Raw genomic sequence first — 21,544 nt, 5'->3', positions numbered from 1 at the left:
TGCTAGTCCGCCGTATCGGCTTCGCTGCCAGGCCCGGCGCCGACCGGCAAGCCACCAAAGCGCTTGTAGAACCCTGCGCTGGCATCCGGCAACGGCCCGTCGGCGGTCTCCATCGCCGACTCCAGCCACTGCTCGGCTGCCGCATAGATCAAGCGATAGATATTCCGGCACAACTGCCGCGCTGCACGCCCTTCCCAATCGCCAGGGAGCAATTCGTCAGGCAACTGCGGGTCACGCAGCAGCAGCTTGCGGTACTCATGAATCAGCAGGATGCGCGCCAGGAAGCATTCCTGTGGGTCGAGTTGCTCCTGCTCGCGCAGGCTTTGCCACAGTGGCCGGAACAACTGGATGAACTCGCTGTAATGCGCAGCCAACTCATCGATGTTCCAACTCTCGCGAACCTGCATGCGCAGTGCTTTTGAAGCCATCACATCCTGTGCAGTGGTCTCGAACAGCAGTGTGTCTTCCTGTGCGCCGAGGTCCAGAAGCGTGGCGTTCACATCGGCCCGGTCGCAACGTGGACACGCCAGCACCACCGGAGAAATCGCACCAAAGCCTTGCCACTCCAACTCTTCGCGCACCTGCTTGCGCTTGTCGGCCGGCAGTTGAGTCAACATTGCCAGGCACCACGAGCCGTCCCAGGCCGGTAAAGTGCTGGCGTAGACCCGCTTGAAGGCCTTGTCGAAACGACGCCGTCCCGTGCCGGTCAAGCTGTAATAGCTGCGCCGCCCGACTTTTTCAGCCGTTAGCCAGTTCTCCTTGGTCAAGCGAAAAATGGATGTGCGAATCAAGCGCTCGTTGATCCCAACGGGTTCGAGCAGCTGGATCAGGCTTCCCAGCCACACGGTACCGCCATGAGGCTCAATGGCATCACCGTAGAGCGTGATGATCAACGAACTGGCGCGAATGGGCGTTTGCTGCTGGAAACGGTCGATCAGTTGAGTGAGCGGAGCTAGGGACGACATGGGCGTTCCGGTCGAAAAATAAGAAATATACCCCTGGCAGTCAGCAATGACCATTCAGGGCACAGCCGGGGCGCTGTTCAGGCGCTGCCCGAGGACTTGGGGCGCAACCCGCTGTCATGGATACGGCGGCGGTCGGCCTCGACGACGCTCAGTGGCGTGCATTCCTGCAGCGAGGCCATGCAGCGTTGCGCCAACACTTGATATTCGCGAGTACCGGCCTGCTTCCAGGCCACTTCCTCATCGCTGAGCCGACGCTTGACCTGCGCAGGTGAGCCCAGCACCAACGATTGCTCTGGGCAACTGAAACCGGCCTTGACCAGCGCACCGGCCGAAACGAACGAACGCGCAGCGATATGCGCGTTATCCATCACCACTGCATTCATGCCAATCAAGGCATCTGCACCGACCCGGCATCCGTGCAGTACCGCGCCGTGACCGACGTGGCCATTGCGTTCAACTACCGTGTCGCTGTCCGGAAAACCATGCATTACGCAAGTGTCCTGAACGTTCGCGCCCTCCTCCAGCACGATCCGACCGAAGTCACCGCGCAAGCTGGCCAATGGGCCGACATAGCAACGCGGGCCGATGATTACATCACCGATCAACACGGCGGATGGGTGAACGTAAGCCGTTGGATGAACCACTGGCGTCAGTCCATCGAGGCTGTAACACGTCATAGGCACGCTCCTCGCGTCTAAAGCTGGAATTTTGTTCGCTGAAAAATCGTCTTTCTTGTATCACATTGCAACAGCACCAAACATCCAGAAATGACTCATTCGACAAGAAAAATCGGCAGAAATAGTACGCGGCGCGAGTAAGAGACACGCTAATTTAAGACACGCTATTTTATTTTAGTATTGTATTTGCGTATCACGTTGTGGCTATACTCTGGAAAAACGGCCCTGGGGCCCGTCCAAAAAACCAGTCCGGCCAAAGGCCGCGTCCGCCTTGCGAGAGTCCTTGCCATGCCGCAAACACTTGCCGTGCAATCCCACCAGGCGGTGTGCCTGATCACCCTGCAGCGCCCTCAGGCGCTGAACGCACTCAGCACCGAACTGCTCGCCGAACTGGCGAACGAACTGGAACGCTGCAACCACGACGACACCATCCGCGCCGTGGTGCTGACCGGTAGCCGCAAGGCGTTTGCGGCAGGCGCCGACCTCAATGAAATGGCTGAGCGCGACCTCGTCGGCATGCTTAACGACCCCCGCCAGGCGCACTGGCAGCGCATCACCGGCTTCGCCAAACCCTTGATCGCTGCAGTCAACGGCTATGCCCTGGGGGGCGGCTGCGAGCTGGCCATGCACGCGGACATCCTGATCGCTGGCGAAGATGCCCAGTTCGGTCAACCCGAAATCAATCTGGGGATCATGCCGGGCGCAGGCGGCACCCAACGGCTACTGCGCGCAGTTGGCAAATCGCTCGCCATGCAGATGGTCCTGAGCGGCGAGCCCATCAGTGCACGCCGTGCACTGGAGGCCGGGTTGGTCAGTGAAATCACACCACCAGAGCTGACGGTCGAACGCGCCCTGCAGATTGCTAACACCATCGCCAACAAGGCCCCGCTGGCGGTACGCCTGGCCAAGGAAGCGCTGTTGAAGGCGCAGGACCTCGACCTGGCCAGCGGCCTGCGCTTTGAACGCCACGCCTTTACCTTGCTCGCCGGCACCGCCGACCGAAACGAGGGCATTCGCGCCTTCCAGGAAAAACGCCCAGCCCGCTTCAACGGCCAGTAAGCCCCTGCGTCCGTTTCGCGACATTGACAGACCTGCAACCAAAGGCAGCCACCATGACGTTTGAACACATTCTGTTTTCCATTGAAGACGGCGTTGCACGCCTCAGCCTCAATCGCCCTGAGCAACTGAACAGTTTCAATACCCAGATGCATGAAGAGGTTCGCCAGGCACTCAAGACGGTGCGTCAGAGCGGCGAGGCGCGGGTACTGTTACTCACTGCCGAGGGGCGTGGCTTCTGCGCAGGTCAGGACCTGGGCGACCGCAATGTCGCGCCAGGTGCAGCGGTGCCAGACCTGGGCGAATCCATCGAGCGTTTCTACAACCCGTTGATCCGCACGCTGCGTGAGCTGCCAATGCCGGTTATCTGTGCGGTCAACGGCGTGGCAGCCGGTGCCGGCGCCAACATTCCGCTGGCCTGCGACCTGGTGCTGGCCGCCCGCTCCGCGAGCTTCATCCAGGCGTTCTGCAAGATTGGCCTGATTCCCGACTCTGCAGGCACCTGGGCCCTGCCTCGATTGGTCGGCATGGCTCGGGCCAAGGCCCTGGCCCTGCTGGGAGATCGTTTGAGCGCCGAGCAGGCCGTGGAGTGGGGCTTGATCTACCGCTGTGTCGACGATGCTGACTTGCGTGATGAAGCACTGAAATTGGCCCGACACCTGGCGACTCAGCCGACCTATGGCCTGGCCCTGATCAAACGTAGCCTGCACGCCAGCCTGGACAACACCTTCGAGCAGCAACTGACGCTCGAGCGCGACCTCCAGCGCCTGGCCGGGCGTAGCGAAGACTACCGTGAAGGGGTGAGCGCCTTCATGGCCAAGCGCACCCCAGTGTTCAAGGGGTGCTGAACATGCCCGCCTTGAATCCGCACACCCTGATCGCAGTGATCGGCGCTGGTGCCATGGGGGCCGGCATCGCACAAGTGGCCGCCCAGGCCGGGCACCCGGTACGGCTGTACGACAATCGTCCGGGCGCGGCCGCGCAGGCGATCGCCAACATCGACCAACAGCTGGCCAAACGCGTTGCCAGCGGCAAGCTGGCGGCCACCGCTCAGGCCGATTGCATCGCCCGGCTGCAGCCAGCCGATAGCCTTGAGGCTCTGGCCGATGCCGGGCTGGTGATCGAGGCCATTGTCGAGAACCTGGAGATCAAGCAGGCACTGTTCAGCGAACTGGAAGGCCTGTGCCGCAGTGACTGCATCCTGGCCAGCAACACTTCGTCACTGTCCATCACCCGCCTGGCGGCAGGCCTTCAACGCCCGGCCCAGGTTGTCGGCATGCACTTTTTCAACCCGGCACCGTTAATGGCCCTGGTTGAAGTGATCAGCGGCCTGGCCACCGATCCAGAGGTTGCAGCCTGTATCCTGGCCACCGCCCGTGCCTGGGGCAAAACACCGGTGCTGGCCCGCTCGACGCCGGGCTTTATCGTCAACCGCGTGGCTCGCCCGTTCTATGCCGAAAGCCTGCGTCTGCTGCAGGAGGGAGTGGCCGATTGCGCCAGCCTCGATGCACTGTTGCGCGAAGCCGGTGGTTTTCGCATGGGCGCCTTCGAGCTGACAGACCTGATCGGACACGACGTCAACTATGCCGTCACCTGCTCAGTGTTCGACGCCTACTACCAGGACATGCGCTTTCAGCCTTCATTGATCCAGAAAGAGTTGGTCGACGCTGGCCACTTGGGTCGCAAGCGTGGACTTGGCTTTTATGACTACCGTGAAGGTGCTGTGCGCCCCCAGCCGAGCAACCTGCACAGCACCGCCGTGGTCGAGCAACTGATCGTGGAAGGCGAAAGCGGCCTGCTCGAACCGCTGGTCACGCGACTGGCAGCCAGCGGCATCAGCGTGGTACGCCGAGCCGGCCGCGGCGTGCTGCGGGTCGGCGATGCCACCGTGGCGCTGAGTGATGGTCGATTGGCCAGCCAACGGGCCCGTGAGGAGGGTCTGGACAACCTGGTCCTGCTCGACATCGCCCTTGATTACCAACAAGCCTCTCGGTTGGCCATCAGCACTGCGGCAGACACCCCTACGCTGGCCCGCGACCAGGTCGTCGCACTGCTCAACCGTGCCGGTATCGCCGTCAGCGCCCTGCGGGACAGCCCGGGCCTGTGCGTACTGCGTACCGTCGCCATGCTGGCCAATGAAGCAGCTGACGCCCTGTTGCAAGGCGTTGCCAGCGCCAAGGACCTGGATCTGGCCATGTGCGCGGGGGTCAACTATCCCTGCGGCCCCCTGGCCTGGGCGGATGCCATCGGTATCGAGCGGGTTGTCCAGGTGCTGGGCAACCTGCAGGCCGCTTACGGCGAAGAACGTTACCGTCCTTCTTTGCAACTGCGTCGGCTACTGGCCGAAGGAGCACTGTTCCATGAATGACTGTCTTGATCTGGCCAGCCGCTGCGCCCAGGCCCTGTTCCAACGCGACCAGGCCAGCCAGGGCATGGGCATGCGCCTACTCGCCACCGCCCCTGGCAGTGCGCGGGTCGGCATGAGCGTGCGCGAGGACATGCTCCAGGGCCACGGCACCTGCCACGGCGGTTACCTGTTCGCCCTGGCGGATTCGGCCTTCGCTTTTGCCTGCAACAGCTACAACGATGCCACCGTGGCGATTGGATGCAGCATCGACTACATCGCCCCGGCACGACTCGGCGACACGTTGACGGCGGTGTGTACCGAGCAAAGCCGCAGCGGCCGTACCGGCAACTACGACGTACGCATTGAAAACCAGCAGGGCGAACTGATCGCCCTGTTTCACGGCAAGTCCTACAAAGTGCGCGGCAGCGTGCTGAACACGGAGACCCCGGCATGAACGACGCATTGATCATTGATGCCCTGCGCACCCCCATTGGCCGCTACGCCGGAGCGCTCAGTGGCGTGCGCGCTGACGACCTCGGTGCGGTTCCGCTGCGTGCACTGATGCAGCGCCACCCACAACTGGACTGGAGCGCCATTGACGATGTGTACTACGGCTGCGCCAACCAGGCGGGCGAAGACAATCGCAACGTCGCGCGCATGTCTGCCCTGTTGGCCGGTTTGCCGCTGAGCGTGCCCGGCACCACCCTGAACCGCCTGTGCGGCTCGGGCCTAGATGCCATCGGCAGTGCGGCCCGGGCCATTCGCAGTGGCGAAGCCGGATTGATGCTGGCCGGAGGCGTCGAGTCGATGTCCCGTGCACCACTGGTCATGGGCAAGGCCGAGCAGGCTTTTTCGCGCCAGGCGGAGCTGTTCGACACCACCATTGGCTGGCGTTTCGTCAACCCGCTGATGCAACAGCAGTACGGCATCGATTCCATGCCGGAAACGGCAGAGAACGTCGCCGAACAGTTCAACATTTCCCGTGCCGATCAGGACGCGTTCGCCTTGCGTAGCCAGCAGCGCACCGCCGCGGCGCAGGCCCGTGGCCGACTGGCCAAGGAAATCATCGCCGTCCAGATCGCCCAGCGCAAAGGCCCACCCAAGGTGGTCGAATACGACGAACACCCGCGCGCCGAAACCACGCTGGAACAATTGCAGAAACTCGGTACCCCGTTCCGCGCCAATGGCACGGTCACCGCAGGCAATGCCTCCGGCGTCAACGACGGCGCTTGCGCCCTGCTCCTGGCCAGCCGCGCCGAAGCCCAGCGCTATGGCCTGAAAGCTCGCGCCCGGGTCGTGGCGATGGCCACCGCCGGGGTTGAACCACGGATCATGGGCATTGGCCCGGTACCGGCTACCCGCAAGGTTCTGGAGCGGTCGGGCCTGAGCCTGGCCGACATGGATATCATTGAGCTCAATGAAGCCTTTGCCGCACAAGGGTTGGCAGTGCTGCGCGAACTGGGCATCGCCGACGATGATCCACGGGTCAACCCCAATGGTGGCGCGATCGCGCTGGGGCACCCGCTGGGCATGAGCGGCGCCCGCCTGGTGACCACCGCGTTGATCGAGTTGGAGGAACGTCAGGCGCGCTATGCCCTGTGCACCATGTGCATCGGTGTAGGCCAGGGCATTGCGCTGATCATCGAGCGCCTTGACGGCTGAACGTACACCCCAGGCCATGGCGCCCAAGGTATTCTTGGCGTCATGCACTCAGGCCGGTAGCCCCGGCCCTTACAAAAACAATTTGAGTGAACCCATGAACATGCAGATCAGCAATGCCGCCGTGCTCGACCCGATGGAAACCGCCAGCATCGACCAACTGCGCCAGCATCAGCTGGAGCGCTTGCGCTGGAGCCTCGGTCACGCCTACCAGAATGTCCCCATGTACCGTCAGCGCTTCGACGAAGTCGGCGTACACCCCGACGACATCCGCAGCCTCGACGACCTGGCAAAACTCCCGTTTACCTACAAGGCCGATCTGCGCGACAACTACCCCTACGGCATGTTCGCCGTGCCCATGCACGATGTCGTCAGGCTGCACGCGTCCAGCGGCACCACCGGCAAGCCAACCGTGGTCGGCTACACCCAGAACGACATTGACACCTGGGCCAACGTGGTCGCCCGCTCGATCCGTGCCGCCGGTGGGCGCAAAGGCGACAAAGTTCACGTGTCTTACGGCTATGGCTTGTTCACAGGCGGCCTTGGCGCCCACTACGGTGCCGAACGCCTCGGCTGTACAGTGATTCCGATGTCCGGCGGCCAGACCGAGAAGCAGGTGCAACTGATCCGTGACTTCCAGCCCGACATCATCATGGTCACGCCGTCCTACATGCTGAACATTGCCGATGAAATCGAGCGCCAAGGCATCGACCCGCACCAACTGGCCCTGCGCCTGGGTATTTTCGGCGCCGAGCCCTGGACACCTGAGCTACGCAGCGCCCTTGAGTCGCGCCTGGGCATCACGGCCCTGGACATCTACGGCCTTTCGGAAATCATGGGGCCGGGCGTCGCCATGGAGTGTGCGGAAAGCAAGGACGGGCCTACCGTCTGGGAAGACCACTTCTATCCCGAAATCATCGACCCGGTGACCGGGGCGGTACTCCCTGATGGTGAGTTGGGCGAACTGGTGTTCACCTCCTTGAGCAAAGAGGCGCTGCCGATGATTCGCTATCGCACCCGCGACCTCACTCGCCTGCTGCCTGGCACTGCCCGACCGATGCGACGCATCGACAAGATCACCGGACGTAGTGACGACATGCTGATCATCCGGGGTGTCAACGTGTTCCCGACCCAGATCGAGGAACAGGTCCTGAAAATAAAACAGCTTTCCGAGTGCTACGAGATGCATCTGTATCGCAATGGCAATCTCGACAGCCTCGATGTACACGTTGAGCTCAGGCCCGACCAACAGCACCTTGGCGAGGATCAGCAGAAAGCCCTGTGCGGCGATCTGAGCCGACACATCAAAACCCACATCGGCATCAGTGCACGTATCGTGCTGCAGCCCGTGTTTTCGATTAAACGCTCCGAAGGCAAGGCCTGTCGGGTGTTCGACAAGCGCACATAACCCGCCCCATAAGGGCTATTCCAGCAGCACGAAAAGAGCCTCGCTTCGGCGGGGCTTTTTTTCGCCCGCCGTTCGGGTAAAAGCGATACAAAAATTTTATACGACACGTATTTTTGTGTTTGATATTTGATTATGTATCACTTATAACTACTGCCAGACCCAAGCCCACCCCTCAAGGCTGGAGACACAGCATGTACGCACAACTGGTTGAGACCGGCGTAAAACGCCTCAAGACGCTGGAGGAGATGTCCGAGCAGGAGCGCGCGTTCCAGGAAAAGATCGATGCGGAAATCAAGATCGAACCGAAGAACTGGATGCCCGATGCCTACCGGCAAACCCTGATTCGACAGATTTCCCAGCACGCCCACTCGGAAATCGTCGGCATGCTGCCCGAAGGCAACTGGGTCACTCGCGCCCCTAGCCTGAAGCGCAAACTGCAACTGATGGCCAAGATCCAGGACGAAGCGGGCCACGGCCTGTACCTGTACAGCGCCATGGAAACCCTGGGTGCCGACCGTGACGAAGAAGTCGCCAAGCTGCACAGCGGCAAAGCCAAGTACTCCAGCATCTTCAACTACCCGACCCTGAACTGGGCGGACATGGGTGCCGTTGGCTGGCTGGTCGACGGCGCCGCGATCGTCAACCAGGTCGTGCTGCAGCGCACCAGTTACGGCCCCTACTCGCGGGCAATGATCCGTATCTGCAAGGAAGAGAGCTTTCACCAGCGCCAGGGCTACGAAATCCTCCTGACCATGATGCGTCACGGTACCCAGGCACAGAAGGACATGGTTCAGGACGCCATCAATCGCCTGTGGTGGCCTGCCCTGATGATGTTCGGCCCAAGCGACGAACACTCACCCAACAGCGCGCAATCGATGGCCTGGAAGATCAAGCGCCAGAGCAACGATGAACTGCGCCAGCGCTTCATCGACCAGACCGTACCGCAACTGGAACTGTTGGGCTGCACCGCACCCGACCCGGAGCTGAAATGGAACGCTGAACGCGGCCACTACGACTTCGGTGCGATTCAGTGGGAAGAGTTCTACGAGGTGCTCAAGGGCAACGGCCCCTGCAACCAGGAACGCCTCGCTACCCGTCGCAAGGCCATCGAAGACGGTGCCTGGGTACGTGCCGCCGCCGTTGCTCACGCCCGTAAAAAACACAACAAGAACGCCGCCTGATCTGGAGTAGCCGAGATGTCCGAGTGGACCCTTTTCGAAGTTTTCGTGCGTAGCAAGCACGGTTTGAACCACAAGCATGTCGGCAGCGTACATGCCGCCGACGCCGCCATGGCCATCGAAAATGCCCGTGAGCTGTACACCCGCCGCAACGAAGGGGTGAGCCTCTGGGTAGTGCCCTCGGCACTGATCACCGCCTCGTCGCCAGACGAAAAAGACCCGTTGTTCGACCCCGCCCAAGACAAGGTCTACCGCCATGCCAGCTTCTATGAGCTGCCGGCTGAAGTGGGGCATATGTAAGATGAACCAGGACCTGATCCAATACCTGCTACGCCTGGGCGACAGCGCCCTGATCCAGGGCCAGCGCCTGTGTGAATGGTGCGGTCGGGCGCCCGCCCTGGAAGAAGAGCTGGCCTTGATGAACGTTGGCCTGGACCTGGTTGGCCAGGCCCGCAACTGGCTGGAGTACGCCGCCGAGCTGGCCAATGACGGTCGAGATGCCGATCACCTGGCCTTCCGCCGCGACGAACGTGCCTACCGCAACCTGTTGCTGGTCGAGCAACCCAATGGCGATTATGCCGTCACCGTGCTCAAGCAGTTCTTCTATGACGCCTGGCACCTGGCGGTACTGGAAGGCCTGACCCACTCCAGCGACAGCCGCCTGCAAGGCATCGCCGCCAAGGCCGTGAAAGAAGTGACCTATCACCTGCGCCGCTCCAGCGAGTGGGTCGAGCGCCTGGGCGACGGCACCGAGGAAAGCCACCAGCGCATGCTCGCAGCCATCCCGCAGCTGTGGCGCTTCACCGTCGAGCTGAGCGACAGCGATGCCGTCGAGCAGCGCCTGCACGCGGCGGGCCTTATCGGCGACCCGCAGCAGATCGCCACTGCCTGGCAACAGCAGGTCGAGCGAACGTTCGACAGCGCCACCCTGCCCGTGCCGGCACCGGCCTGCCACTTCTACCTCAGCGGTCGTCAGGGCCTGCACAGCGAGCACCTGGGCTTGCTGCTGGCTGAAATGCAGTTCTTGCCACGAGCCTACCCCGATGCGACCTGGTGAGCTGATAGCCAGCGACCTCGGCGCCCGCAACGCGGCGCCCGGCGACCTCGACCAGGCCTGGCAGGTGCTGGGCCGGGTCATGGACCCGGAAGTGCCCGTGATCAGCGTGGTAGAGCTGGGGATCGTTCGTGCACTGGCCTGGAATGCCGGGCATTTGCATGTCGTGGTCACCCCGACCTATTCCGGTTGCCCCGCCACTGAAGTCATCGAAGCCGATATTCGTCAGGCCCTGGAAGACGCTGGGTTTAGCGCGCCGCAGCTCGAACGACAGTTGCACCCGGCCTGGACCACCGACTGGATCACCAGCACCGGCCGCGAGCGCTTGCTGGCCTACGGCATCGCGCCCCCGCTGGGCAGTGCCAACAAACGCAGCCTGCTCGGCGATGACGGCACCGTGAACTGCCCGCAATGTGGCAGCGCGCACACCGAACTGCTCAGCCAGTTTGGCTCGACCGCCTGCAAAGCCCTGTACCGCTGCTGCGATTGCCGCGAACCCTTCGATTACTTCAAGTGCATCTAAGCGCGTGATGGAGAGCCACCATGAGCCAATTTCACAGCCTGACCGTCAAGCAAGTACGCACAGAAACCCGCGATGCGGTGTCGATTCTGTTCGACGTGCCGGCGACGCTCAGCCAGCAGTTTCGCTTTACCCAGGGCCAATACCTGGTCATGCGCACCCAGCTGGACGGTGAGGAAGTACGCCGTTCCTATTCAATCTGCACCGGGGTCAACGACGGCGAGTTGCGTGTGGCCGTCAAGCGGGTACCGGGTGGTCGCTTCTCGGCCTTCGCCAACGACGTGCTGAGCGCAGGCGATGTGCTCGAGGTCATGCCGCCAGCTGGCAGCTTCAACATCGCCCTCGCCCCTGAGCGACAGGGCCGCTATCTGGCGGTTGCCGCTGGCAGCGGCATTACCCCAATCCTGTCGATCATCAAGACCACCCTGGAAACCGAACCCAACAGCCACTTCACCCTGCTCTACGGCAACCGCGCCAGCAGCAGTGCGCTGTTCCGCGAACAGCTTGAAGACCTGAAAAACCGTTACCTGCAGCGCTTGAACCTGATTTTTGTCTTCAGCCGCGAACAGCAGGACATCGACCTTTATAACGGCCGAATTGATGCGGACAAGTGTGGGCAACTGTTCAGCCGTTGGCTTGATGTGCCGCGTCTTGATGCTGCGTTCATCTGCGGACCACAGGCCATGACCGAGATCGTCCGCGACCGCCTCAAGGACAGCGGCATGGCGGCCGAACGCATCCATTTCGAGCTGTTCGCCGCAGCCGGCAACGAGCAGCGTCGCGAAGCTCGCGAGGCGGCACGCCAGGCAGATTCTGCGGTCAGCCAGATCACCGTGATCAGCGACGGCCGCGCCCTGGCCTTCGACCTGCCGCGCAACAGCCAGAGCATCCTCGACGCCGGCAATGCCATCGGCGCCGAACTGCCCTACTCGTGCAAGGCAGGCGTGTGCTCGACCTGCAAGTGCAAGGTCGTCGAAGGTGAAGTGGAGATGGACAGCAACCACGCCCTTGAAGACTACGAAGTGGCCGCCGGCTACGTGCTCTCGTGCCAGAGCTACCCGGTCAGCGACAAGGTCGTCCTGGATTTCGACCAGCTTTGATCCACCCGCAGGGGCCGGCAATGCCAGCCCCTGCCGCAAGCCGGCAATACCCCCAAAACAACTACAAAAAAGATCAAGAGAGCGCCATGACACCCAACGATATCGAAAGCATCTGCAAGCACCCGGACTTTCAACAGCTGGTCAAGCGTAAACAGCGCCTGAACTGGTCGCTGACCTTGGCCATGCTTGTCATCTACTACGGCTTCGTCCTGCTGGTTGCCTTCTCACCCAGCACCTTGGGTCAATCCCTGAGTGGCGGGGTCACCTCGGTCGGCATGCTGGTCGGGGTCGTGATCGTGCTGTTGTCCTTTGCCTTGACCGGCATCTACGTCTACCGCGCCAACAACGTACTCGACCCGCTCAACGACAAAGTCCGGCAGGAGTGCGCCCAATGAAACCCGTATTTACCTTACTGCTGCCGGGCCTGATGATCAGCGACCTGGCGCTCGCCGCCGATGCTGCCCGCCCGTTGAACTGGAACGCCATCGGCATGTTCCTGATGTTCGTCCTGTTCACCCTGGGCATTACCCGTTGGGCTGCACGGCGCACCCGCTCAGCCAGCGACTTCTATACCGCCGGTGGCGGCCTGACCGGTTTCCAGAACGGCCTGGCGATTGCTGGCGACATGATCAGCGCGGCGTCGTTCCTCGGCATTTCCGCCATGATGTTCCTCAATGGCTATGACGGCCTGCTCTATGCACTGGGCGTCCTGGCCGGGTGGCCGATCATCCTGTTCCTGATTGCCGAGCGCTTGCGCAACCTGGGCAAGTACACCTTCGCCGACGTGGTCTCCTATCGTCTGGCACAGACACCCGTACGCCTGACCTCGGCGTTTGGCACCCTGACCGTGGCCCTGATGTACCTGGTGGCGCAAATGGTCGGTGCCGGCAAGCTGATCGAGTTGTTGTTTGGCATCAGCTACCTGTATGCGGTCATTCTGGTAGGCGTACTGATGGTGTTCTATGTCACCTTCGGCGGCATGCTGGCCACGACCTGGGTGCAGATCATCAAGGCCGTGCTGTTGCTGTCTGGCACCACCTTCATGGCACTCATGGTACTGCGTCACTTTGGCTACAGCACTGAAGCGATGTTTGCCGGCGCGGCAGCGGTACACACCAAGGGGCAAGCGATCATGGCGCCCGGCGGGCTGTTGTCCAACCCGATCGACGCGATTTCGCTGGGCCTGGGCATGATGTTCGGGACCGCCGGCCTGCCGCATATCCTGATGCGCTTCTTCACCGTCAGCGACGCCAAGGAAGCGCGCAAGAGCGTGTTCTACGCGACCGGTTTCATCGGCTACTTCTACCTGCTGCTGATTGTCGTCGGCTTTGGCGCCATCGTCATGGTGGGCACCGAGCCAGCCTACCGCGATGCCAGCGGCGCGATCATCGGCGGCGGCAACATGATCGCCGTGCACCTGGCCCAAGCGGTTGGCGGCAACCTGTTCCTCGGTTTCATTTCGGCAGTGGCCTTTGCCACCATTCTGGCGGTGGTCGCCGGCCTGGCGCTGTCCGGTGCCTCGGCGGTCTCCCATGACCTTTATGCCTGTGTCGTACGCAAGGGCAAAGCCACCGAGCAGGAAGAAATGCGCGTGTCGCGTATTGCCACCCTGGCCATCGGCGTTCTGGCGATCATCCTCGGCCTGCTCTTCGAGTCGCAGAACATCGCCTTCCTCTCCGGCCTGGTATTGGCCATTGCGGCCTCGGTGAACTTCCCGGTGCTGTTCCTCTCGATGTTCTGGAAAGGCCTGACCACCCGCGGCGCAGTCGCCGGCAGCATGGCTGGCCTGGTCTCGGCTATCGCCCTGCTGGTGCTCAGCCCGGCGGTCTGGGTCAACGTCCTGCACTTCGACAAGGCACTGTTCCCCTACAACAACCCGGCCCTGTTCTCCATGAGCCTGGCGTTCCTTGGCGCCTGGGTGTTCTCAGTGACCGACAGCTCACCACAAGCAGCGCAAGAACGCGGTCGCTACCTGGCCCAGTTCATTCGCTCGATGACCGGAATCGGCGCCGCCGGTGCCAGTAAACACTGACCACTACGTAACGCTGTCACAGGACTGTTGGGTATAAAAATAATGAACCACATACGTACTGCTTCCGCTCCACAGCTTGCCGCCATGCTGGCTGGCCTCACCCTGCCGATGGCCGCCGCACCGGCCTTGGCTGACTTTATCGAGGACAGCCACGCCAAGATCGAACTGCGTAACCACTACCTGAATCGGGATTTTCGTCAAAGCAACGCGCCACAGGCCAAGGCCGACGAATGGGCACAGGGGTTTACCACGAAAATCGAGTCGGGCTTCACCGAAGGCACGGTGGGCTTCGGTGTCGACGCCATGGGCCAACTGGGTATCAAACTGGACTCAAGCCGCGATCGTCGGGGTACGGGCCTGCTGCCTTACGGCCGTAACAGCCTGGAGCCGGACGATGATTACAGCGAACTGGGTTTGACCGCCAAGCTGCGCGCATCAAAGAGTGTCCTGCGCCTGGGCACCCTGCAGCCGCTGCTGCCGGTGGTGGTCTACAACGACACCCGCCTGCTCGCTTCGACCTTTCAGGGTGGTTTGCTGACCAGCCAGGAACTCGACGGGCTGACCTTCAACGGCGGGCGGCTGACCAAAACCAATCTGCGCGACTCCTCCAGCCGTGACGATATCGGGTATGGCGCAGCCACAAGTGACGCCTTCGACTTTGCCGGCGGCAGTTGGGCAATCAACCCGCAACTGGCACTGAGCTACTACTACGGCAAGCTGGAGGATATCTACCGCCAGCAGTTCGTCGGTCTGGTGCATACCTGGCCATTGGCCGAAGGCTTGAGCCTGCGCAGCGATATCCGCTACTTCGACAGCCGTGAAGACGGCGCCGAACGCGCCGGGCGCATCGATAACCGCAACTTCAACGGCATGTTCACCCTGGGTGTCGGTGCCCACAAGTTCAGCACCAACTTCCAGCAGCAGTCCGGCGACAGTGCGTTCCCGTTCCTCAATGGTGGCGACCCCTATGTGGTCAACCTGGTGACCTACAACACCTTCACCCGCGCTGGCCTGGACTCCTGGCAAGTGCGCTATGACTACGACTTCGCCGCCCTCGGCGTACCGGGCCTGAGCTTCATGACCCGCTACACCGACGGTCGTCACGCCAAGACGGCCAGCGTGGACAACGGTCGTGAGTGGGAACGCGATACCGATATCGCCTATGTGGTGCAGAGCGGGCCACTGAAAAACGTCAGCCTGCGCTGGCGCAACGTCACCTTCCGCTCCGGCAATGGCCTGACCAACGCCGTGGACGAGAACCGCCTCATTGTCGGCTACACCCTGGCGCTCTGGTAAGCGCCCTCCCGCTGCGCCAGCGCTGGCGCAGCGGCCTTATTCACGTAGGAGAACACCTGATGTCTCACGCCCCAACCTTGCAAAGCTTCATCGGCGGCCGCTGGATAGGCCAGCACGGCGCTCAACCCCTGCGCAGCGCCCTGGACGGCCATGTCCTGGCCTACAGCCACGAAGAGCGCCCAGACTTCGCCGAAGCCATTGAACACGCACGGGCACGTGGGCTGGCTGAACTCATGGCCATGGACTTCCAGCAGCGTGCCGCCCGGCTGAAGGCCCTGGCGCTGTACCTGAGCGAACGCAAGGAGCAGCTGTATGCCCTGTCGCACCACAGCGGCGCCACCCGTGCCGACAGCTGGATCGACATCGAAGGCGGCAACGCCACCCTGTTCGCCTACTCGGGTATCGGTACCCGTGAACTGCCTTCGGGCAACATCGTCCATGAAGGCCCGGCCATGCCGCTGGGCAAGCAAGGCCACTTCGCCGGTAGCCATATCCTGGTGCCGCGCGCGGGCCTGGCCGTGCACATCAACGCCTTCAACTTCCCGATCTGGGGCATGCTGGAAAAGTTTGCGCCGACCTTCCTTGCGGGCATGCCGTGTATCGTCAAGCCGGCCACCTCCACCAGCTACCTGACCGAGGCAGTCGTGCGCCTGATGGATCAGTCCGGCCTGTTGCCGGTCGGCAGCCTGCAATTGGTGATCGGCGGCACCGGCGACTTGCTCGACCGCTTGCAGGGCCAGGACGTGGTCACGTTTACCGGTTCTGCCGACACCGCAGCCAAACTGCGCGTCACGCCGAACCTGATCCGCAATTCGGTACCTTTCACGGCCGAGGCCGATTCGCTGAACTGCGCGATTCTGGGCCCGGACGTAACCCCGGACGACCCGGAGTTTGACCTGTACATCAAGGAAGTGGTCCGCGAGATGACCACCAAGGCCGGGCAGAAATGTACCGCCATCCGCCGCGCCATCGTCCCGGCCAAGCACATCGACGCGGTCGCTACCCGCCTGCGCGAGCGCCTGAGCAAGGTGGTGGTCGGCGACCCATCGGTGGAAGGCGTACGCATGGGCGCACTCGCCTCCCATAGCCAACAGGCCGATGTCGCTGAACGTGTGCAGAGCCTGTTGCAAAGCTGCGACCTGCTGTTCGGCGAGCGCGATGGTTTCGCCCCGGTTGGCGAAGGCGTCGCGGAAGGTGCGTTCTTCGCCCCGACCCTGCTCCAGGCGCGCAATCCACATGCCGAGGGCGGTGCTCACGATATCGAAGCCTTCGGCCCGGTCAGTACACTGATGGCCTACGACGATCTGGACGAAGCCCTGGCGCTGGCAGCGCGCGGCAAAGGCAGCCTGGTCGCAACGCTGGTCACCCATGATCGCCAGGTCGCCGCCAAGGCGATACCCGCCGCTGCCGCCTGGCACGGGCGCCTTCTGGTGCTGGACCGCGAAGCGGCAGTAGAGTCCACAGGGCACGGCTCGCCACTGCCACAGCTCAAGCACGGCGGCCCCGGTCGAGCCGGCGGCGGTGAGGAACTGGGCGGCCTGCGTGCGGTCAAGCACTATCTGCAGCGCGCCGCCGTGCAGGGCTCACCGAGCATGCTGATGGCGGTTACCGGTGAATACGTCCGTGGCGCCGAGGTGATCGAAACCGAGGTGCACCCGTTCCGCCGTCACTTTGAAGACCTGCAGATTGGTGAGTCACTGCTGACCCATCGACGTACCGTGACCGAAGCCGATCTGGTCAACTTCGGCTGCCTGTCGGGCGACCATTTCTACATGCACTTCGATGACATCGCCGCCAAGGAATCGCAGTTCGGCAAACGCATCGCCCATGGTTACTTTGTGCTATCGGCGGCAGCTGGGCTGTTCGTCAGCGCCGCACCCGGCCCGGTACTGGCCAACTATGGCCTGGACACCCTGCGTTTTATCAATCCGGTGGGCATCGGCGATACCATCCAGGCGCGCCTGACCTGCAAGCGCAAGATCGACCAGGGCAAAAAGAGCCCGCAGGGTATCCCGCAAGGGGTCGTGGCCTGGGATGTCGAAGTCACCAACCAGCTCGGCGAGCTGGTGGCCAGCTACGACATCTTGACGCTGGTGGTAAAACGCCAAGGCTGATTCACGCAGCAAGCGTGCGCCGCTAGACCGCAGGAACGCCAGCACCCATGCAGTCAGTATGGGTGCTGGCCTGCCGGCAGAGTTGATGGTCACACCCTGACGGTTACGATGGTCGCCATTCAGTTCTACCGTTCGATTGGCGCACAGCCTCAGGATGCGTAGGTGCGCTACCGGATGGAAGGCCAGACCTTGCACGCGTTTGCGCGCGGCGACCGCTAAAGCGGATCGGGCATTACTGAATCGGGCAGTTGGCATCGGCAGGCACACCCAGGTGCGCGCAAAGGCAGGGCTCAACGTGACTGCCCAGGCTCACGCTGCCCACCTGTTGCTGAACACCTCCGCGAATACGACGATTGCGCCGCTGATGGGTTTCGCGAACCTGTTGCCAGCCCGCGGCGCTGTGGGCCAGTCGTGCAGCATGCGTTGGATGGTGGTACCTGGCGCCGTGTGAATAAACCAGCTTGCTCCAGCGATCCAGTGGCGCAGGCGGCACACTGTTGATGTTGCCACCATGATGACTGGCTACCAGCCCTCGATAGCCACACGCCCGAACTTGCGGGTAATGAAGGTATAACGACGCGTAGTCGGCATCGCCCACTGTTAGCAGGTACTGCGGCTCACGCCTTGAAGCACCGGCATTGATCAGCAGTGCCAGGCCCGTGTTGTTATTGTCATTGTGGCCACCCTGTGGCTGACACTTGATGATGCGATGGCCCTGACGGCTGACAACGCCATTGAGCTGACTCGGCCAGATGTAGAGGTTACCCCGCCGCGCCAAGGCGAGCGCCAGTCGCCAGCCCATGCTGGAAACACGCTGACCGCTCTGCGCACGCCCTTGATTGGGTACGATCCAGGGGCGATCAAGCGCCCGTGGATCCCACGCGATGCGAATACCACGGCCACCGAAAAGCGGCTGTCCGGCAGCAGCGCCAGCCCAGTGGTCCATGTCCCAGTGCGACAGGATGACCGGTGCCTCGGCTGACGCGTTGGCAAAGGGGTCCAACGGCGGGCTGGGCAAGGTGGCATAGTTGTACCCAGTCGGGACACCGCAGTCGTAGAACAGCACGGCGTGTTTGCCTCGGCACGGGCAGATCGCACTGGGATACAGTGAATTCCAGTTAGCCTGGCCGACATCATGCACGACCAACATCGGCCAATCACAATTATCGGTAGCCTGCTGGAACAACTCGGCAATACTCGCCTTGGAGGAAACCGGCAGGCCGCGCAATTGGCTAAAGCGCACCAGTTTGCGAAGCGTCTCGCCTTTGTCCAGCACCTGCACATCGAGGATTTCCAAAGGCGTTCGCGCATCGTCAAGCGCCCTGAAGGCATACAGCGACGCTTGTGCATCGGGCGATGACGACAGGCGGAAGTCGACCTTGAACCAGTTCAGGCCGGGCTGCCGTTCCCCTGGCCAGCTCGCCATGGCCAAGGGGCTCAGGCGCAGCAACCAGGACTCGGGCTCCCACTCACTGTTCAGCGCCAGGCCAAGGGAGCGCGGGGCGGCATCAAACGAGCGCACCTCAACCCCATCCAACACCGTGTCTTCACCCTCACCCGCCTGAGACGGGTCGATCAGCGCATACACGGAAACACACCTTTCAAGCCGTGCCTGCAGTTGCTGCCTGTCCTTGAGATCCTGCCCGTTCATTCCCTGATTCCGGTGTTACCAAAGCCAGCAAGCATGCCACAACAGGCGTTGCCAGTGGGTGGCCGCTCAGGGTTCCAGCCCGATACCTCGCAAGATGACGCAGGTGACGGTCTGCACAGCGCGCTCAAACTGCAGGTCATCGAGGGGCTGATGCGCGTTCAGCAGGCTGACCTGATGGCTGAAATCGGCGTAGTGCTGGGTCGAAGCCCAGATCATGTACAGCAACCCTGAGGGCTCGACCGGCAGGATGCGTCCGTCTTCGACCCACTGACGAATTTTCGCCTCCTTCAGTTTCGCCCAGCCACACAGGCTGTCATCCAGGGCTGTGCCGAGGTTGGGCGCACCATGGATAATTTCATCGGCCCAGACCTTGGAGCCATGAGGCCGGCTGCGCGAATGATTCATCTTGGCGCGTATGTAGCTGCTGAGCACGATCCTCGGATCGTCATACAGCTCGAAACACAGCGCATCCTGTTTCCACACCTCAAGCAAGCCGAGCACTACAGCCTGATACAACTCTGCCTTGGTACTGAAGTAATAGTGCACATTGCTACGCGGCAGTTCGGCAGCCTCGGCAATGTCGGCCATGGCGGTGCCGGCAAAGCCTTTTTCGGCAAATACCTTTTCCGCAGCGAGGAGAATACTGTCGACATTGCGTTGGCGAATACTGGGTTTGCGCGGGGCCATGGGCGAATCCATTGCGGCTGACACGGCAAGGCTACGCCGATTCACTCACCTCAGGCAAAAGCCTTGTGTGCGGTCATGGTCACTCAACGACGTTCAGCAACACCTACACGCACCATGACTGCACTCAGGCCATAACATCAACGGCGGCGGATCAACCGCCATGGTTGCAGGCTTGCGCCAGTTTCAGGTAGTCCAGGCTACGCAGTTGCCCGGCCGAATCCTTGTAGACCATACGTGCCTTTACCACCTCACACAGCATCGACTCCGGCTCACTCAGGTTGACCACCTTGGCCACATCCAGCGGCATGCCATAGTGATACAACGGTACTGCTTCTTGTGCCTGCACAGCAGCACAGGCCAGCAAGGCCGATACCAACACCCAACGGGCTTTCATGAGGGTTGCCCTCCAAATGGAAATGGCTGACACCCTTGAGTGTGGCGTCGCACAGACCACGCGTAGGTTTTGCGGATCAACGGCACGCCTTCAGTTACACGGGTGAAACACCCGCCGCCCATCATCTGGCCACAGGGCTCGCCTGACGCTTACCCTCCTCGCTCATGGCGCCGGCATAACCGCCCGGAGAAAAGCGCAAGGTCACCACGAGCATCAGTACCACTGTCAAGGTCAGCAACAACCACGAGGCCTGGAAATCGCCGCTGATATCCCGCAGCCAGCCTGTCAGGTAGGGAATGATGCCGGTGATGATAAAACCGATACCTTGGACAAACGCCGCCAGTGCCCCTGCCTCGGCAGGCTTGCCGCGCAAGTGTTCAAGGGTGAGGGTCAGGCTCAGGCTGAAGCAGGCGCCCAGGCCGAAACCAATCAGCGCCACCCACAGCCCCGACCATAATGTAGGTTGCATCAGCAGGCCGACAAAGCCCAGCAACTGTGACAACAGGGCCAATAACAGCCCCGGGCGCCGATCAGCCAAACGCCGCAACAGCAACGGCAGGCCCAACGCACCCAACACCTGGAAAATTGTCATCAAGCCGATCAACTCGCCGCCGCCCTGGGCGCTGCCACCGATCTGCCGATAGTAGGCCGGCAACCAGGCAACCATGCTGGTGTAACCACCGTTGATCAGGCCAAAGTAGCCCGCCAGCAACCACGCGCGGCGGCTGCCGAAAAAGTGTCGCCTGGCCTCTGACCCACTGCGCGCCTGCTCCGCGCTGGGGCGCGCCACGCACCACAAGACCAGGGCCAGCAGCGCCGGGAGCAGCCACACTCCAAGCCCTGCCTGCCAGTGCCCCGCCGTTTCCGCGATCCGCGGGCCGAGCACGGCGGCGATTCCGCCACCGCTCATCAACGCGGCCGAATACACGCCCATGGCCAACGCCAGGCGTGAGGGGAACCAACGATTGACCAGGCCTGGCATCAAGGCCTGGATAAAGGCCACGCCCAGGCCAGCCAACGCGGCACTGGCAATCAGCGCCGAACCGCTGTGCAGAAACAGGCGCCAGGTACACGCCAGGGCAATGGCTGCAAGCCCGGCAAGCATCCCGTGGTGCTCGCTCAGCCAGCGGCGTAGCCAGGGTTGCAGCAACGGTACCAGGCCCATGCACAACACCGGCAACGCGGTGAGCAGTGCCGCCTGCTGGTAACCCAGGCCGGTGCTGTTGCGAATCTCCTCCAACAACGGGCCGATGCTGGTCAGGATCGGCCTGAGGTTAATCGCCACCGCCACCACCAACAGCCAGCCGAGCGCGCCGGTCCGACTCAGGTGCGCGTTCATTTCGCTGTTCATGCTTGCGCCTTTTAATGAGATTCAACAGAGGCCAGTGATTATCCTGAGACGCCGG

The 21,544-nt window shown here is 62.2% G+C and carries 21 protein-coding genes; 15 read left to right on the top strand and 6 right to left on the bottom strand.

What is annotated here, in order from left to right:
• Positions 1-2: 2 nt before the first annotated feature.
• Positions 3-965: a phenylacetic acid degradation operon negative regulatory protein PaaX gene (gene paaX, locus AB7M23_RS17645; RefSeq protein WP_454241516.1), complete on the bottom strand. Its 963-nt coding sequence runs from the start codon at positions 963-965 to the stop codon at positions 3-5.
• A 77-nt stretch (positions 966-1,042) separates the two neighbouring features.
• Positions 1,043-1,642, bottom strand: a complete 600-nt coding sequence (paaY, locus tag AB7M23_RS17640) for a phenylacetic acid degradation protein PaaY (protein WP_454241515.1) — start codon at positions 1,640-1,642, stop codon at positions 1,043-1,045.
• A gap of 288 nt (positions 1,643-1,930) precedes the next feature.
• Here paaY and paaF point away from each other — a divergent pair, with 288 nt between their 5' ends.
• The 15 genes from paaF (at position 1,931) to paaZ (ending at position 17,406) form a co-directional block, all read left to right on the top strand.
• Positions 1,931-2,701 (top strand): 2,3-dehydroadipyl-CoA hydratase PaaF, encoded by a 771-nt coding sequence (gene paaF / locus AB7M23_RS17635; RefSeq protein WP_454241514.1) that lies wholly within the window; start codon positions 1,931-1,933, stop codon positions 2,699-2,701.
• 53 nt (positions 2,702-2,754) lie between these two features.
• Positions 2,755-3,546, top strand: coding sequence for a 2-(1,2-epoxy-1,2-dihydrophenyl)acetyl-CoA isomerase PaaG (gene paaG, locus AB7M23_RS17630; protein WP_102052294.1), 792 nt, complete (start codon positions 2,755-2,757; stop codon positions 3,544-3,546).
• Between the two features lie 2 nt (positions 3,547-3,548).
• Positions 3,549-5,066 (top strand): 3-hydroxyacyl-CoA dehydrogenase PaaH, encoded by a 1,518-nt coding sequence (gene paaH, locus AB7M23_RS17625; protein ID WP_454241513.1) that lies wholly within the window; start codon positions 3,549-3,551, stop codon positions 5,064-5,066.
• Entirely contained in the window at positions 5,059-5,499 is a 441-nt protein-coding gene (gene paaI, locus AB7M23_RS17620; protein ID WP_454241512.1) for a hydroxyphenylacetyl-CoA thioesterase PaaI, read from the top strand. Before paaH ends, paaI begins: the two co-directional genes overlap by 8 nt.
• Positions 5,496-6,707, top strand: coding sequence for a 3-oxoadipyl-CoA thiolase (gene pcaF / locus AB7M23_RS17615; protein ID WP_454241511.1), 1,212 nt, complete (start codon positions 5,496-5,498; stop codon positions 6,705-6,707). Before paaI ends, pcaF begins: the two co-directional genes overlap by 4 nt.
• A 94-nt stretch (positions 6,708-6,801) precedes the next feature.
• Positions 6,802-8,112, top strand: a complete 1,311-nt coding sequence (gene paaK / locus AB7M23_RS17610; protein WP_099774743.1) for a phenylacetate--CoA ligase PaaK — start codon at positions 6,802-6,804, stop codon at positions 8,110-8,112.
• 191 nt (positions 8,113-8,303) lie between these two features.
• Positions 8,304-9,293 (top strand): 1,2-phenylacetyl-CoA epoxidase subunit PaaA, encoded by a 990-nt coding sequence (gene paaA / locus AB7M23_RS17605; RefSeq protein WP_065758394.1) that lies wholly within the window; start codon positions 8,304-8,306, stop codon positions 9,291-9,293.
• 15 nt (positions 9,294-9,308) lie between these two features.
• Complete coding sequence (gene paaB, locus AB7M23_RS17600; protein WP_454241510.1) at positions 9,309-9,590, top strand: 1,2-phenylacetyl-CoA epoxidase subunit PaaB; 282 nt, start codon at positions 9,309-9,311, stop codon at positions 9,588-9,590.
• 1 nt (position 9,591) lies between these two features.
• Positions 9,592-10,347, top strand: a complete 756-nt coding sequence (gene paaC, locus AB7M23_RS17595; RefSeq protein WP_454241509.1) for a 1,2-phenylacetyl-CoA epoxidase subunit PaaC — start codon at positions 9,592-9,594, stop codon at positions 10,345-10,347.
• Complete coding sequence (paaD, locus tag AB7M23_RS17590) at positions 10,334-10,867, top strand: 1,2-phenylacetyl-CoA epoxidase subunit PaaD (RefSeq protein ID WP_454241508.1); 534 nt, start codon at positions 10,334-10,336, stop codon at positions 10,865-10,867. Before paaC ends, paaD begins: the two co-directional genes overlap by 14 nt.
• Before the next feature lie 20 nt (positions 10,868-10,887).
• A complete protein-coding gene (gene paaE, locus AB7M23_RS17585; protein WP_065758390.1) occupies positions 10,888-11,964 on the top strand; it encodes a 1,2-phenylacetyl-CoA epoxidase subunit PaaE in 1,077 nt (358 codons plus the stop codon).
• Positions 11,965-12,050: 86 nt separating this feature from the next.
• Positions 12,051-12,359 carry a DUF485 domain-containing protein gene (locus tag AB7M23_RS17580; RefSeq protein WP_102052287.1) on the top strand — a complete coding sequence of 103 codons (309 nt, stop codon included), beginning with the start codon at positions 12,051-12,053 and terminating at the stop codon, positions 12,357-12,359.
• Positions 12,356-13,996, top strand: a complete 1,641-nt coding sequence (locus AB7M23_RS17575; protein WP_218060839.1) for a cation acetate symporter — start codon at positions 12,356-12,358, stop codon at positions 13,994-13,996. The genes AB7M23_RS17580 and AB7M23_RS17575 overlap by 4 nt, the downstream gene beginning before the upstream one ends.
• 42 nt (positions 13,997-14,038) lie before the next feature.
• Positions 14,039-15,292 carry an OprD family porin gene (locus AB7M23_RS17570; RefSeq protein WP_102052286.1) on the top strand — a complete coding sequence of 418 codons (1,254 nt, stop codon included), beginning with the start codon at positions 14,039-14,041 and terminating at the stop codon, positions 15,290-15,292.
• Positions 15,293-15,351: 59 nt separating this feature from the next.
• Entirely contained in the window at positions 15,352-17,406 is a 2,055-nt protein-coding gene (paaZ, locus tag AB7M23_RS17565) for a phenylacetic acid degradation bifunctional protein PaaZ (RefSeq protein WP_330522633.1), read from the top strand.
• Positions 17,407-17,638: 232 nt separating this feature from the next.
• On the opposite strand, the gene AB7M23_RS17560 is transcribed toward paaZ, so the two are convergent.
• The 4 genes from AB7M23_RS17560 to AB7M23_RS17545 all read right to left on the bottom strand — a co-directional run bounded on the left by AB7M23_RS17560 (position 17,639) and on the right by AB7M23_RS17545 (position 21,489).
• Positions 17,639-19,057 carry a hypothetical protein gene (locus AB7M23_RS17560; RefSeq protein WP_454241507.1) on the bottom strand — a complete coding sequence of 473 codons (1,419 nt, stop codon included), beginning with the start codon at positions 19,055-19,057 and terminating at the stop codon, positions 17,639-17,641.
• A gap of 66 nt (positions 19,058-19,123) precedes the next feature.
• Positions 19,124-19,744 carry a TetR/AcrR family transcriptional regulator gene (locus AB7M23_RS17555; protein ID WP_099774730.1) on the bottom strand — a complete coding sequence of 207 codons (621 nt, stop codon included), beginning with the start codon at positions 19,742-19,744 and terminating at the stop codon, positions 19,124-19,126.
• A gap of 151 nt (positions 19,745-19,895) precedes the next feature.
• Positions 19,896-20,138 (bottom strand): DUF2790 domain-containing protein, encoded by a 243-nt coding sequence (locus tag AB7M23_RS17550; RefSeq protein WP_454241506.1) that lies wholly within the window; start codon positions 20,136-20,138, stop codon positions 19,896-19,898.
• A 121-nt stretch (positions 20,139-20,259) separates the two neighbouring features.
• Entirely contained in the window at positions 20,260-21,489 is a 1,230-nt protein-coding gene (locus AB7M23_RS17545) for a cyanate transporter (protein WP_454241505.1), read from the bottom strand.
• Positions 21,490-21,544: the final 55 nt, after the last annotated feature.

The sequence above is a fragment of the Pseudomonas sp. HLS-6 TE3448 genome (genome assembly GCF_053629555.1).
The sequence above is the reverse complement of the archived record's forward strand: the minus strand, read 5'-3'. Positions and strand labels throughout refer to the sequence as shown.

Bases quoted from the DNA above. Each gene is read 5' to 3' on its own strand.
- AB7M23_RS17545 (WP_454241505.1), bottom strand. From the start codon at position 21,489: ATGAACAGCGAAATGAACGCGCACCTGAGTCGGACCGGCGCGCTCGGC.
- paaD (WP_454241508.1), top strand. From the start codon at position 10,334: ATGCGACCTGGTGAGCTGATAGCCAGCGACCTCGGCGCCCGCAACGCG.
- AB7M23_RS17580 (WP_102052287.1), top strand. From the start codon at position 12,051: ATGACACCCAACGATATCGAAAGCATCTGCAAGCACCCGGACTTTCAA.
- paaG (WP_102052294.1), top strand. From the start codon at position 2,755: ATGACGTTTGAACACATTCTGTTTTCCATTGAAGACGGCGTTGCACGC.
- paaZ (WP_330522633.1), top strand. From the start codon at position 15,352: ATGTCTCACGCCCCAACCTTGCAAAGCTTCATCGGCGGCCGCTGGATA.
- AB7M23_RS17550 (WP_454241506.1), bottom strand. From the start codon at position 20,138: ATGAAAGCCCGTTGGGTGTTGGTATCGGCCTTGCTGGCCTGTGCTGCT.
- paaE (WP_065758390.1), top strand. From the start codon at position 10,888: ATGAGCCAATTTCACAGCCTGACCGTCAAGCAAGTACGCACAGAAACC.
- paaF (WP_454241514.1), top strand. From the start codon at position 1,931: ATGCCGCAAACACTTGCCGTGCAATCCCACCAGGCGGTGTGCCTGATC.
- paaH (WP_454241513.1), top strand. From the start codon at position 3,549: ATGCCCGCCTTGAATCCGCACACCCTGATCGCAGTGATCGGCGCTGGT.
- paaB (WP_454241510.1), top strand. From the start codon at position 9,309: ATGTCCGAGTGGACCCTTTTCGAAGTTTTCGTGCGTAGCAAGCACGGT.
- AB7M23_RS17560 (WP_454241507.1), bottom strand. From the start codon at position 19,057: ATGAACGGGCAGGATCTCAAGGACAGGCAGCAACTGCAGGCACGGCTT.
- paaC (WP_454241509.1), top strand. From the start codon at position 9,592: ATGAACCAGGACCTGATCCAATACCTGCTACGCCTGGGCGACAGCGCC.
- pcaF (WP_454241511.1), top strand. From the start codon at position 5,496: ATGAACGACGCATTGATCATTGATGCCCTGCGCACCCCCATTGGCCGC.
- paaY (WP_454241515.1), bottom strand. From the start codon at position 1,642: ATGACGTGTTACAGCCTCGATGGACTGACGCCAGTGGTTCATCCAACG.
- paaI (WP_454241512.1), top strand. From the start codon at position 5,059: ATGAATGACTGTCTTGATCTGGCCAGCCGCTGCGCCCAGGCCCTGTTC.
- paaK (WP_099774743.1), top strand. From the start codon at position 6,802: ATGAACATGCAGATCAGCAATGCCGCCGTGCTCGACCCGATGGAAACC.
- AB7M23_RS17555 (WP_099774730.1), bottom strand. From the start codon at position 19,744: ATGGCCCCGCGCAAACCCAGTATTCGCCAACGCAATGTCGACAGTATT.
- paaX (WP_454241516.1), bottom strand. From the start codon at position 965: ATGTCGTCCCTAGCTCCGCTCACTCAACTGATCGACCGTTTCCAGCAG.
- paaA (WP_065758394.1), top strand. From the start codon at position 8,304: ATGTACGCACAACTGGTTGAGACCGGCGTAAAACGCCTCAAGACGCTG.
- AB7M23_RS17570 (WP_102052286.1), top strand. From the start codon at position 14,039: ATGAACCACATACGTACTGCTTCCGCTCCACAGCTTGCCGCCATGCTG.
- AB7M23_RS17575 (WP_218060839.1), top strand. From the start codon at position 12,356: ATGAAACCCGTATTTACCTTACTGCTGCCGGGCCTGATGATCAGCGAC.